The 13,423-nt window shown below is 47.4% G+C and carries 8 protein-coding genes; 2 read left to right on the top strand and 6 right to left on the bottom strand.

Annotated features, from left to right (window positions below; genetic code table 11):
* Window positions 1-10: 10 nt before the first annotated feature.
* The 4 genes from PODO_RS07585 to PODO_RS07570 all read right to left on the bottom strand — a co-directional run bounded on the left by PODO_RS07585 (window position 11) and on the right by PODO_RS07570 (window position 6,656).
* A complete protein-coding gene (locus PODO_RS07585) occupies window positions 11-1,594 on the bottom strand; it encodes a response regulator transcription factor (protein ID WP_036675653.1) in 1,584 nt (527 codons plus the stop codon).
* On the bottom strand, window positions 1,594-3,315 hold the full coding sequence (locus PODO_RS07580) for a sensor histidine kinase (protein ID WP_038569489.1): 1,722 nt from the start codon (window positions 3,313-3,315) through the stop codon (window positions 1,594-1,596). Before PODO_RS07580 ends, PODO_RS07585 begins: the two co-directional genes overlap by 1 nt.
* Before the next feature lie 67 nt (window positions 3,316-3,382).
* Window positions 3,383-5,566 carry an alginate lyase family protein gene (locus PODO_RS07575; protein ID WP_244886441.1) on the bottom strand — a complete coding sequence of 728 codons (2,184 nt, stop codon included), beginning with the start codon at window positions 5,564-5,566 and terminating at the stop codon, window positions 3,383-3,385.
* Window positions 5,535-6,656 carry a glycoside hydrolase family 88 protein gene (locus tag PODO_RS07570; protein WP_038569487.1) on the bottom strand — a complete coding sequence of 374 codons (1,122 nt, stop codon included), beginning with the start codon at window positions 6,654-6,656 and terminating at the stop codon, window positions 5,535-5,537. Before PODO_RS07570 ends, PODO_RS07575 begins: the two co-directional genes overlap by 32 nt.
* Window positions 6,657-6,915: 259 nt before the next feature.
* Here PODO_RS07570 and PODO_RS07565 point away from each other — a divergent pair, with 259 nt between their 5' ends.
* Complete coding sequence (locus PODO_RS07565; RefSeq protein WP_038569486.1) at window positions 6,916-8,178, top strand: TraB/GumN family protein; 1,263 nt, start codon at window positions 6,916-6,918, stop codon at window positions 8,176-8,178.
* A gap of 191 nt (window positions 8,179-8,369) precedes the next feature.
* On the opposite strand, the gene PODO_RS07560 is transcribed toward PODO_RS07565, so the two are convergent.
* Window positions 8,370-9,656: a Gfo/Idh/MocA family oxidoreductase gene (locus PODO_RS07560; protein WP_038569484.1), complete on the bottom strand. Its 1,287-nt coding sequence runs from the start codon at window positions 9,654-9,656 to the stop codon at window positions 8,370-8,372.
* A gap of 147 nt (window positions 9,657-9,803) precedes the next feature.
* Between PODO_RS07560 and PODO_RS07555 the strand changes: the two genes are divergently transcribed.
* Window positions 9,804-10,631 carry an AraC family transcriptional regulator gene (locus PODO_RS07555; protein WP_038569483.1) on the top strand — a complete coding sequence of 276 codons (828 nt, stop codon included), beginning with the start codon at window positions 9,804-9,806 and terminating at the stop codon, window positions 10,629-10,631.
* A gap of 557 nt (window positions 10,632-11,188) precedes the next feature.
* Here PODO_RS07555 and PODO_RS07550 read toward each other — a convergent pair.
* A complete protein-coding gene (locus PODO_RS07550) occupies window positions 11,189-13,408 on the bottom strand; it encodes a glycoside hydrolase family 88/105 protein (protein ID WP_174890034.1) in 2,220 nt (739 codons plus the stop codon).
* Window positions 13,409-13,423: the final 15 nt, after the last annotated feature.

Below are 13,423 nucleotides of genomic sequence, written 5' to 3'. Positions count from 1 at the left end.
ATTGTGCTTCTCAGCGTACCGAATGTTTGGATTTATATTCGCTTGGCGTAGTTCCTACATATTTTTTGAACACTTTTGAAAAATAGGTTCTGTCCGAATATCCCAGGCCGACGGCCAGCGACTCCAGGTTCTGGCTGGAGATTTTCAGCATTTTGGTAGCGACCTTCATCTTGTGCTGATGTACATAGTCCGTAAAGGTCAGGCCAGTCATGCGCTTGAAATAACGCGAAAAATAGCTTGGATCCAGAAACAGATAACGTGCCATATCAATTGAGGTGATATTATCGCCAAGATGCTGGTCGATATACTGCTGGATAAGCTGCAGCTTGGGCTCCTGCGGAGAAGCTCCTGTCACCTGCTGCTTGCTGCCTGTAATCTGTACAAGCTTTCTTTCCACCAGTTCCATCGTATCTTCAAGTGTGCGGGTCTGCACGAGATAGACGAACAGATCCTCATCGAACATCAGGCTCGTAAACATTAACTCGATGCCGCGGAGCATAAAGGATAAATCCCGGGCGAAATCGCCAGGATGAATAGACATAACTTTTGCAGTCCTAGCGATTTCCTGTAGAGTGCCACGGATGGCTTCAAGGTCTTTTTTTATCACGGCCCGTTCCATCTGCGGGATATAGCTGTCCAGAAATCCTTGGGGTGCAGGCTGGAAACGTGGAGAAGCGATTTGCAGAGTATCCAGAACCGTGTAATCCGCACTTGCATAGAACTCGCATTTGTCCTGAACAATCTGCCGATGGATCTGGCCAATCGCCTGTAGCTCCATTTTCTCTGTGACGGCAATAATGCCCGGTTGAATCTTTAAGAGATGGGAGCATTCGGAACACAGCCGCTGTAAATAATCGTGAAAATGAAGACTGGCATTCTGCGCGAGATTCACACGGTAATTATATAGAATCACAATATTCTTTTGCTCCAAGAAAGGCGTAATCCCTTCACATGTTTCGGACAGTTCCAAGGCTATATTGTAAATAGCATATAAAATAAGTGGATACTCACTCTGCTTGTATCGCTTGTCGAAACTGGAAAAATGAATACTAACCGTGCCCAGCATAAACCACGGATACGTCCAGGATATGCCGATTTGCGCCGCATAAGCCAGTGTGGTTTCGGGCGGAGCACCGCCAATCACCCTTTGCAGCAGGTTCTGCCGGAAGAGCTGGCTGTTGTAGCCTGTCTCCCCATGGCTGATCAACCCGATCTTCGACTTAAGCAAGTGTACGGACTTGGCAAGGCTTTTCTCCAGTTGCTCTTCTGTAAGCTGGTCCTTGATTAAATAATCATCTACTTTCAGCTTTACCGCCTGCTGAGCATAATGGAAATCCTCATGACAGGTCAGGAAAATAATTCTGACCTCCGGCTTCATGCGGGTGAAACAATCGGCTAGCTCAATCCCGTTCTTTTGCGGCAAACCAATATCCGTGATCACAATGTCAGGCTGCACTTCCTCAAACATTAATAACGCCTTGGCACTGGAATAGGTGCTGCCGACAATCTGCAAGCTATGTGCCTCCCAGTCAATCATCTGCTGAAGCACTTTGAGCATAGGAACATCATCGTCTATGAGCATCACTTTATACATCAATATCCCTCTCTCTCTGACAGATTAACCTGATGATTGCCTTGCGGCAAATACAGAGAAACGGACACCCCACCCTGCGGCAGATTATGCAGCGACAAGCGGGTATCCTGCCCATAGGTCAGCCTCAGCCTTTGAACTACGTTCATTAACCCGACCCTTTGATAAGCTTCATCCTGTTCACCGTCCTTATACAGTAACCTGCGGTTCAGTCCCGCCAGAACTTCAGCCCCTGCACCGCAGCCATTATCTTCAACTTCAATCATGATCCCATCAGGGACCGTTCGCGAGCGAACGACAATACGCGGTGCCGGGTGGTCAACCAATCCGTGGACGATTGCATTTTCTACAAGGGGCTGCAAAATCAGCTTAGGGACGATGAGCTTCTCTGTATCCTTTTCCAGATCGACCTCCAGTTCAAGAGGGATTTCATTACGGATCTTCATAATATCGATATAATGGCCAAGCAGTTTGCATTCTTCCCGCAAGGTGGCCGGTTCATTGACCTTCAAATAGGCCCGGAGCAGACTCATTAATGAATCGATGATCCCGCTATGCAGCTTATCTTTGGCCAAAATAAGGCTACATTTAATCGAATTCAACGTGTTGATCAAAAAGTGGGGGCGAATCTGCATAAACAGCGCCTCCAGCTCCATCACCCGCTTCTGTTCCTGCTCCAGCTCGATGTCGTGAATCAGTCCTTGCAGCTGGTCCAGCATAGTATTCAACGTCTGCCCCAGCTCAGCGATTTCATCCTTGCCCTTGACCTCCAGCCTGACATCAAGATTCCCCATCCCGAACTGGCGCACAACGCGCTGCAGCTTCATGATCGGACTATGCAATCTTTTGGCAATCAGCATGGAGGTAGCCGAAAAGACAATAAATAAGAGGAGTACCAAGCCAATGCCACTATAAAACGTCCGCGAGATCTGACCCGACCATTCTTTCTCCGAAGCTTCATAGATCAGCTGCCAATTAGATTTGTCGATAGCTCTGGCCGTACGAACGCTTCCTCTTGCTTCCTTGCCTTCTGGAGCCAGCTCTGAGTTCCCAGCAATCAAGCCTCCTCCAGAATCAAATAACGCAACCTTGCCAAATTCGACGGGTCCGAGCAATTTATTGAAATAGGATTCAGGAATTGAGATAAGCAGCACGGACACCTGCCGTTTCTCCCGGCTGTCATAGATAACTCTGGCAATATAATAGCTGCTGCTTTTACCAGAACCGCTGTCAGCCATCCCAAGCCATTGCAAGGTCTCCGGTTCGTGAATATTGACACGGCTCATCAGCTTGTCCAGGTTGGCATTGATCACGGATAAATTCTCAGTCCCAGAGGAGATCACAAAGTGTTTCCGGTTGACCAAATACATGCGGATATTATTATTCAACGGCTTAGAGTTGATGAGCGAAAACACATCTTGAATTTGCGTAAAATGTACGTAATCCTGATAGCTATTTAGCCGCTCAGTATCCGCAAATGACTTCAGATTAGCGCGGAAATTGGTATCGTTTACAATAAAATGGGAAGCGAACGTCACATCATCAATAGTTTTGTTTAATTCGTCAATCATAACGTTCAGGAAGTTATCGTTGCTGAGCTGCAGCTTCTCTACCATCGTATTCCGGATGAGCACGAAGGAAATGATCGATACTGCAATCAGAGGGATAAAAATCAGCAAAAGAAATGAAACCTGGATACGTCTATAGTAAGTGAATTTGAACATGTTTTCTCCGCGCCTCTCTCATGCTCTTTTCTTTTATTCTATCAGCCCGTTGTCCAGTATTCATACATTATCTGATTACCGTGACCTTCTTTTGACCGTCTGCAGAAACAATAAGCACTACTTCTCCAAAAATTTGTACGCCTTCCACTACATAGGAATCTAAATGACTGGATGGAATCTCGTGGCTGATCACGATAATATGCTCCTCATTCCTTTCAGAGAAGCTAATGCGGCACGCCTCCGCCTGTGCAGCAGCCACCGGATCACCCGTATGGCGGTAAATCGGCACCTGTTCGACCAGCGGACAGAACAACTCACCCGCAGACTGCGGGTACAGCACCTGCATGATCGAGACCGTCCCTTTCCCCTTTCGGGAGTACACAGCATACTGATTGGGTTCCAGCAGATTATATTCGCGGGAGATTACCCCAGCAGCAACCCTGCCCTGAAGACCCTCAACATGAACAGGAAGGATACAAAGATTGGCTTCCCGCTCATTTTTTGTACGGCATATTAGCGTTCCATCTTCCATCTGAACCGCTCCGGGTGCAAAATGAAAATGCTGGGAAAATGTATGCTCCTGCCGGGAACTGAAGCTGTCCACCAAAAGCCAGTAAAAAGGCTTAATAAATAGGATCCTCCTTAACGGGTAAACCGGATCATCCCAATGACGGTAGCCGTCGTGGCTACCCTCTACATAATCAAAGTCCGGATGGCTGATCCATTGGCAGCCCGTTGGCTTCGCAATCTGAGAGAAGGACCATGTATCCGTGACTTCGGTAAATCCAATTCCGTCGACAGTGGTCGTATTATGGGCAGCGCTTTCTTTTAGCGCTTTTCTAAGTGGTGTATGATCACTATAGTTGTATCTGCCAAGATCGGTAAGCAGATCCCGCCCATAGGCATACAGATCGAAATGTAGCAGATCCGCGTGCCCATGTCCACCCCCAAGCGGTCCGCAGTGAAAATATAGGTACAAATCCTGCTCGTCCCAGCCCGTTCGCATCACATAATGGCCGGAATGTGCATAGGCGTGTGACAAGTTTGGTGGTAGCTCCGCAGTCAGCCGCTCGTAGCCCTCAACTCCATTTATCCCAAACAACCAGGCATTGTCATAATCCATTTGATCGTATCCGCCAAAGCGGAGTACAGCATCCTGAAATAACCAGCCCGCATAAGTCAAAAGCGAACGGATATCGCAGTCATCACTATCGCCAAGCATCGGCTGCCGGTGATTCGGCTTGGCCCAATATAATGAAGCGACAGCCATTTGCTGAACCTTTTGCTGAAATTCTTCCTGAAGCTCCAGTCCGTTCAATCGGGCTAAGCGGATGCAGTCGAGAAAACATACCAAAACCTCATGGTGATAGGTGGGCGATTGCTCCCAGTGGATGCCGTCCGCCATAATCTGAATTCGAGCTGTCTCTCCCAGTCTCTCCTTACTGAGCTGTCGCCAGTTTCTGGCGCTAGTGAACTCAGGGAAGTAGAGCGCAGTTTGGAACAAACCACAAGTCTCCAGCACCCCCCAGTTGCTGATCTTCTTCCAGCCCGTAAACGATAAAGCTAAATATTGGCCGTGTTCATACAGAGATACCATCACTTTGGCCAGCAGCGCCGGTGTGAGCAGTGGACTATCCTGTATATAGGACAACGCTTTGATCCAGTTAGCACAGCGAAGGCCCACTTCAATTGTGCGCCATGTCAGCGTATCATTCGTAGGCTTGTCTGGAACGGGGTTACGGTCTATCCAATCTTCAAGCTGGCAGCAAAAAGCTCTCGCATAATCCTCTTTACCTGTTATCGTATACGCTTGTCCTAATGCCACCCAGTAGCGGTGGCGATTCAGCATATAAGCCCATTCTACATCCTTGTCTGGAACATGACGCCAGTCAATTTCTTCCTCAAAGGTAACCGGAATGCGGCTGCGCTCCATATCCCAGGGAAAACGAAAGAGAAACGTCTGCTCCACAACTTCATCCGCTGTCTTCATTACAGCTTCCCGCTCGTCTGCACAATAGCGCTGTACATAGTCAATAAGCTGCTGCTTCCGGTTATCCTCTATCCGCCAGCCCGGCGTGCTCCGGCGGGTCAAATACCGATGCAATTCAGTCAGCGCATCGTCCTGCCGAGCTTGGCTGAGCGCATTCTTCACTAGAGCTAAAGCAGGCAACTCAAGATCGAGCAGCGCAAAGACGGCATAGGGGGAGATTTGTCTGACATCAGCGTTCATACCAGTACCCCTTGTTGCCATTTTGCAGCCGCATCAATGCTTCGAGATAGAAATAATCTCCCCAGATCATGAAGTCATCTGGAGACAGATCGCCGCGCACATGGTAAGAACCATGCTTCAGCAGCCCCTCCGCCTCTTCGCCGAGCGTGGAATAGTTCTGCACAAGCGAAGTCATCGACTGCACTAATCCCTGCTGAAAATAAGCCCGCTCAGAATCCTCCCCATCCATTAGCTCCAGCAGTTCCTGAAGTCCGGCTGCTACTATTGCAGAGGCCGAGCTATCCCGGTAAGTATCCGGAGACACCGGAGCATTAAAATCCCAGTAAGCGACATGATCCTGCGGCAAATGCTCCAGAAAATAGCGGGCCATCCGCTTGGACGTTTCCAAATACAACGGATCTTTGGTATAGCGGTAAGATAACGCAAAACCGTAAACACCCCAAGCCTGCCCGCGCGTCCAGGTCGATCCGTTAGTAAAACCCTGGTGTGTGGCGCCGCCAATCGGCTCTCCGGTCTTCGGGTCGAAGAAAAACGTATGGTAAGAGCTGTCATCTCCCCGTACCAGATACCGTCTCGTTTTCTCCGCCTGCATGACCGCCACCTCCCGGTATACGGAATCACCGGTCTGTTGTTCGGCCCAATACAAAAGGGGAAGATTTAACAGACAATCAATAATGATGCGCCCGCCTTCCTGAGCATCCCCCTCCGGTCCCCATGCCTGAATATAACCGCCAGCTGTACGCCAGCGCTTCAGCAGCAGGTCTGCCGCCTGCAATGTCAGTTGACGCGCTGATTCGTCTTTATCTATAATCCACTGGGCTTTAGAGGATAACGAATACAGGAAGCCAATGTCGTGATGATCAAGCACGGTCTTTGCCGCGAAACGGCGGCGGAAATCTTCTACGGTATGGGATGCCGCAATACGGAAGCTGTCATCCCGCGTATATTCATAACACAACCACAACATGCCGCTCCAAAATCCGTTAGTCCAGTCGTCGTTGTTATTGAGCTGATAAGTTCCATTCCTGCTGACATGAGGGAAACTGCCCCCGAACCGGTCTATGTTCTTACGTACCTTCTCTATCGCATCTTCAATCGCACTGCTCCACATAAGTTCCTTGCTCCCTTCAGGCTCTTCGTTTCTTACGTTTCATGATAAGGAGAGTGAACAGGATCTAATAGGGGCGATTTTTGCTTTGATGTGCATTATTTTGACTTTTGAATGACGTGAAGTACTGTAAGTTTACTTTCCAATCATAGGAATCAAATCAATATAGTAACAAAAGGTATAACTGTTTATGGGAAAATACGTTAAAATCAGAGAGTGACTTACATCTTTCATTCTTTTTTAGAAACGGAGTGTCCTATTAATGAAAAAGCTAGGTGCATTATTTTTATCCATTTTCATGGTTATGTCTGTCTTTACCACTGCGCATGCTGCTGAAAAGCCTGTCGGTGTATGGATTGATGGAACCGAAATAAAGTTAGGCGATTCTAACCCTGTTGTAGAAAAAGGAACGACCCTAGTTCCTATGCGTCCTCTGCTAGAGAAGCTTAATGTAAATATTAATTGGAATAAAAAAACCCAAACCGTAACAGGGACCAAAAATGGACTGGCCCTCTCACTGACCATTGGCAGCACAACTGCAACGGTAAATGGGGAGAAGAAAAAACTAGAGGTGGCTCCTAAGACCATCAACAATGTCACCTATGTTCCTGTCCGCTTTATAGGAGAAACGATCAGCTATAAAGTGGAGTGGAGTCCAGCGCTGCGCACCATCACTTTTGTGGCCAATACTCAAGCTGCAGGAAGCACCGGATTCTTATGGAAAGTGGAGAACAAAGGCAACACCGTTTATCTGCTTGGTTCTATCCATGTGGCTAACGACAAAATGTACCCGCTGCGTCCGGAGATTGAAGCTGCTTTTGAAGCCTCGCAATATTTAGGTGTCGAAGTAGATATCTCTAAGATTGATCAAGCTGAGATCCAAAAGTTTATTTTGGAAAAAGGCTCCTATACAGATGGGACCAAGCTCAAGGATCATGTATCCGCAGATACCTATAACAAAGTGACTCAACTGCTAAAAGCAAATGGTCTGGCGGAAAATGCATTCGATTCCTTCAAACCGTGGGTCGTTACCCAAGGTGTCTCAAGTCTACAGATGCAAGTTACAAGTTATACGGCGGATACCGGCATTGATTTATATTTTTTACAAAAAGCAGGCAAGCTGAACAAACCTATTATTGAGCTGGAAAACACACAATTGCAGCTGAATATGTTCGACCAGTTCTCAGATGGATTGCAAGAAAAGCTTCTTGTCGACACACTCGGCAGCCTCAATCAAACGGACAATACTTCCGCAGCAGCTTCACTGGATGCACTATCCCAAATGTGGATGCAAGGTGATGAGCAGTCGCTCGTAGCGATGACAAAAGCGGTCGCGCAAGAGCCAGAGTATTATAAGGGCCTGGTTTCGGATCGTAACGTCAACATGGTGAAGCATGTAAAAGAATATTTGAATAGTGATAAAAAAGCGACTTACCTTGTCGTCGTTGGTGCGCTGCATATGCTCGGCGACGATGGTATCGTGACCCAATTGCAAAAAGATGGCTTTAACGTCGTCAAACAATAATTGTTTTAGCTAAAATAAACAAGGCTGCCTCTTAGTCATCTACGATGACTAAGAGACAGCCTTGTATTTACTTTTTTTAGATCAATCTAAAAGTAGAAGTTGGCTTAACGTGCGGACAGAGCGGAGGGTCCTCCGGGATTCTGGAGAAACGCACCCTCCGAACCCCAAGCCGCTTGTTCATAAACGGGCTACTACAATTTTATTAACTGATCTACCTTAACTGGAAGTCCAGTAGCTATCGAACGATTTGCCGCAATCCCGGTCATAATAGACAACGCCCCGTCCACATGGGAAGCCGCACGATTAAAGCGATCCTCTAGCGGACGTTCAAAAATATCACGCAGCATCACAGGATCTCCGCCCCCGTGCCCCCCAACTCCTTCTTCAATCTCCACTTCATAAGGTGCTGCGAAATGAGGGAAGACCGTGATCCGCTTGTCTTTTAACGCCCCTTCATCTTCCTTGTTTCCTCCGGCATTTACATAAGACTGTTCGACGACCTTTACTTCCATCCGCCCCTTCGTTCCATTAAATACTACAATGAAGCCCTCCCAAGGCAGATAAGCATTAAGTGAATAATTCATAATCGTCTTATTTTTGTATTTGACCATAACCGCCATCGTATCCTCAATGCTGATATTATCACCGAACACACTTTGATCACGCAGGTAACCATCCTCATGCTCCGTATCCAGATACATCTGCTTTAACTGCTCGTTGTCTTTAAGATGCAGGGCAAACGGATCATTTTCTGCCGCGCTACTTCCATGAGCACGCTGATAAAACTCAGTCACCCCGCGCTTCTCCGCGTTTTCTCTGCCATAAAATCTTAGATCGCCCATCGCATAAATCGTATCCGGGCGCGAACCCAGCCAGAAATTCATCAAATCGAAATGATGTGTGGATTTATGAACCAAGAGACCTCCGCTGTTCCGTTTATCACGGTGCCATCTGCGGAAGTAATCCGCCCCATGCTGCGTATTCAGCAGCCACTCGAAGTTGACGGAAAGCACTTCTCCAATCGCGCCGTCCATAATGAGTTCACGGATTTTGGTGTTGTGTGGTGCATAGCGGTAATTGAAGGTCACACGCAGCTTTTTCCCAGTCCGCTCAATCGCTTCAAGAATTTCCTGACATTTCTCTTCATCCACTGTCATCGGTTTCTCCGAAATAACATCGCAGCCAAGCTCCATCGCCCGGATAATGTAACGATGATGCGTGCGGTCAATACTCGTGACAATTACCGTGTCAGGTTGGGTTTCCTCAATCATACGGTCAAACTCATGAGCTTTATAGGTAGGAACCGCTTGATATTTATATTTTTCCTCCAGCAAACGGTTCGCATAATCCATTCTTGCTCCATTCACATCACAAAAGGCTACAATTTCAGAGGTTTCACGATAATTCGTAGTGATCTCACCATAAAAAAACTCCGCTCGGCCGCCGGTTCCTACGAAAGCATATTTCTTGTTGGACATCAGGATCACTCCATCACTTATTGATTTAAAAGCGTTTTCTTCTTATAGTGTATAGTATAAAATACATCTGAATCTAAGCGATTCTTAGCAGAAACAATAAAAACTTTGCATATATTATCTACATTATCTGAAAGGAGCAGATTTAGCATGGAACAGGAGCCTCAGCCTCCTTTTATGATTGAGCAAATAAAAAGAGCCGGTCCATTCAGCATGGATTCCGACCATTATCACGATACTTACGAAATTTATTATTTACTCGCCGGGGAACGCAGTTATTACATTAACAATCTGATCTACACCTTGCGTAAAGGTGATCTGATTTTTATTAACAAGAACGAGCTCCATCGTACCACCTCTAAAGGCTCTGCAAGCCATGAACGGATCTTAATTAACTTTGAGGAAAGCTTTCTGCAAAAGACATTGGCGCACTTCGAGCTGCATTTTCCATTTATGGCTACACAAAGCTTGCTTTTGCGGCCCGGAGTACATGAACAGGGGGCCATTGAATATCTACTTTTCAGCATGCTAAAAGAACAAACAGAACCACGGACACAGCAAATCCCCTATCTTCAGACGCTACTCATCCAACTATTTATTGAAATGAACAGAATACAGGAAATAAGCCGTGAGCCCATTGCCCCTGAGAGCAGTGAGAAGCAGCTAAAAGTCTACGAAATTATCGATTTTTTACAAGCACATTATGCTGAAAAGCTTACATTGGAGCGGCTATCTGAAACTTTTTTCATCAGCAGCACCTATCTCTGCCGTGTGTTCAAGCAAACGACTGGCTTCACTATCGTAGAATATCTAAACTACATTCGGATCAAGGAAGCCCAACGTCTCTTGCAGAGCACCAACGCTAAAGTTACGAACATCGCCGAGGATACCGGCTTTGACAGCATCGCCCACTTCGGGCGTGTGTTTAAGCAAATCGTTAAACGCTCGCCTTTGCAATATCGCAAGCAAAACCGCTGATCCACAGTTAGAAATCACAACCGATTCTCTATGTAGCCGCTCCGTCGCCGGGAAGTATACATGTGAAATGTTGTCGGCATATGGGGGCATCGGGAGCATCTGGCATCTGGCATCTGGCATCGGGGGCATCCGGAGCATTGAGGCAACAACAATACCCCGTCCCTAGATTACCTTTTCGCGCGAACAAAGTTCATGAGGCTATCGGACCCAGTGGACCTTATTCGCAGCATAATCGCTATTTTGGGATTTTATCGGACCCCATAGTCGCTATTGGTATAAAAAGCTACCTATATTGAGCGTTTCCGAAGGAATAACGTCACTGGAGTCCGAACCCCTGCCGAATAAGCAATAAATCTGCAAATAACGTCATCTGGGTCCGCATAACTTTGTCTCGCAGGAGTAATCGGTGGTTTCGGGGGGGCCGGGGGGTTTCGGGGTTTCGGGGGTTTAGGTAGCACTGTAACGCATAACAAGAGCAGCGATCCCCACTAATGGAGTATCGCTGCTCCGCTGTCATTTTGTGATTAATACGGTCGTCTCATTCCTCATCATGCCATTCATTTTGCTTCGTTATGTGATTTCATTTCCAAATCTCGTACAAGCCTGTGAACCTCAATTCCGGCCAGCAGCACGATGCCAATCCCATGTGTATCGTTTAATTGCCAGGTCAATTCATCTTTATAATACAGTTTGTTAAACGAATAACCCGAACCGCGGCAGACACCGTAAACATTGCCTTGTTTGTCAATACAATGACGGGTTAAGCCGCTCCAGCCGTGGAGTGCAGAGGTTACGTATGACTCCGGTTCCAGCAGCCAACCGCAGCGGACGCCTCTAGCAAAAGCATAAATAAACATAGAGGTACAAGAAGCCTCCGCGTAAGACTCAGGATCCGTCAACACTTGATGCCATAAGCCATGCTCATCTTGCAGCTTAAGATAGCCTTTACTAAGCTCACGGAAATAATCAAGCAAATCAGATCGCAACGGATGTTGCTCAGGCATAACTTCAAGCAGCTCAGTCAGCGAGAAAATCACCCAACCATTACCTCTGCCCCAAGGCACGCCATTGGGTTTATTAAACTTATAATCATATACATGATGCATAATGCCAAGCTCCGGCTGGAACAGCCGCTCCTTGTAATGTAAAAACTGCGCCGCCGCATCATCAAGATAAGCCGCATTTCCGGTCAATTTATAATATTTGCTTAGAAAAGGCGTGCTCATATACAGATCATCACACCACATCGTCTGCTGCATGAAATCAACTGTGCCACTGGTCCGATACAGAGCTCCGTCAGGCAGCCTGCTCTGCACTTTAGTAATGTAATTGGCAATTTCAGCAGCAGCTTCCGGTGCGCCCTGTAGTGGACGAAGCTTATTTGCTTCCAGCATCGTTGCCCCGAAGGATCCGCAGTCGTCCAGCGAATCCATCAGCGCCAGCTGATGATTGATGCCCGGAGCGCCATAACGTTCAAGGTCCCATAAGGCATATTCGTGCAGCCCTGTACATTGCTCAATATGGTGTTGTGCATATTCGGCATAATGGGGGGCCTTAAGCTCTACTCCTGTTCTCAGCAATCCGTACAGGGTTACGCCTAGAGGGTAATTCCAGCGCCCAAACATAACACTCTCCAAATAAGGCCTAACCCAGCTATTCGGTTGGTCCACCCGCCAAAAGGTTACTTCATCCGCTTCCCCAAATAAAGTATCCATAGAGGTCAGTTCTAAGACTTTCGGCGCTGTCCCCGAGGTGAATAGTCCAAGGTACAGCCAAGGATCAGTTAATCCTTCAACTGAATAAGGTTGCACGAGACTACTCTGAACACCACCAGACCGTACGTCCAGTTCAAATCCCCAATTCCCCTCTCCGCAGACGGACTCCACGACGAGATCATGTAGTCCATAACCAAGCTCCAGTTGGATATCCAGCGTGCCGTTCACGTTCTGGTGCTCAGCTACAAGTTTCCCATTCACATAGATAGAGATTTCAGCCATTCCACGATAGCTACCTTGCAGGCGTATGTCATCTTTCTGTAGGCTCTTAACTTCCAGCTTACACCAAGCAAACGCCTTGGCTCCTAGTAATTCCCCAAATATACGTGAACAGTTGCCAGTTGCCTGTTCCTGTGGCGACCATTGCGGCGTCGGAAACCAAGCGCAGCGAGCTGTCATCTGCTCTTCAGTGAAATCAGCTTCCAGCCAAGCTGCCCAAGACGTCTGTTGGGGTCCACTATAAATCCAACCTTCACAACCGCTTAACTGCGCCGTTGGAGTAAGAAAGTGTACCGGTGCACCTTTGACGCTGCCCGTTCCAAAAACCCCTCCGCAACCTGTACCTGTTGCTACATACTCCAGCACAAGATGGTTCCAGCCTTTATCCATGCCCGCCCGAAAAAACGTCCTCCGGTCCGGAAACACATCATCATTTAGATTGGAGCTAAACACCAGACGTCCATTTATGTAAACCTTAACTGGACTGTAGCAACTAACTGAGAAAGGGGCTTCTACCTCATTGTCACTCCACAGCTTTCCCCATACATATACGAATTGTCCTGCCTCTAGCTCCGGCAGTCGTTCTTCCAGATTCATATCGTAACGGCAGTCGCGGAGCCGTTTGAAACCACTCTGTGAATGTACCCGGTAAACCGGAGGCTGCGGGGGATAGGCACCGATAAAACGGCTGGCCACAGCGGCCAGTACATTTTCGATTTTGCCCCCATTATATTTGGCAATACAATCAGGATCAGGAAAGTATTCTGGAATATAAGTACTCACTAAGCATATCCTCCT

It is taken from the genome of Paenibacillus odorifer, assembly GCF_000758725.1.
GTDB lineage: Bacteria > Bacillota > Bacilli > Paenibacillales > Paenibacillaceae > Paenibacillus_AQ > Paenibacillus_AQ odorifer.
Note: the sequence above shows the minus strand (reverse complement) of the source record. Positions and strands in the feature narration are given on the sequence as shown.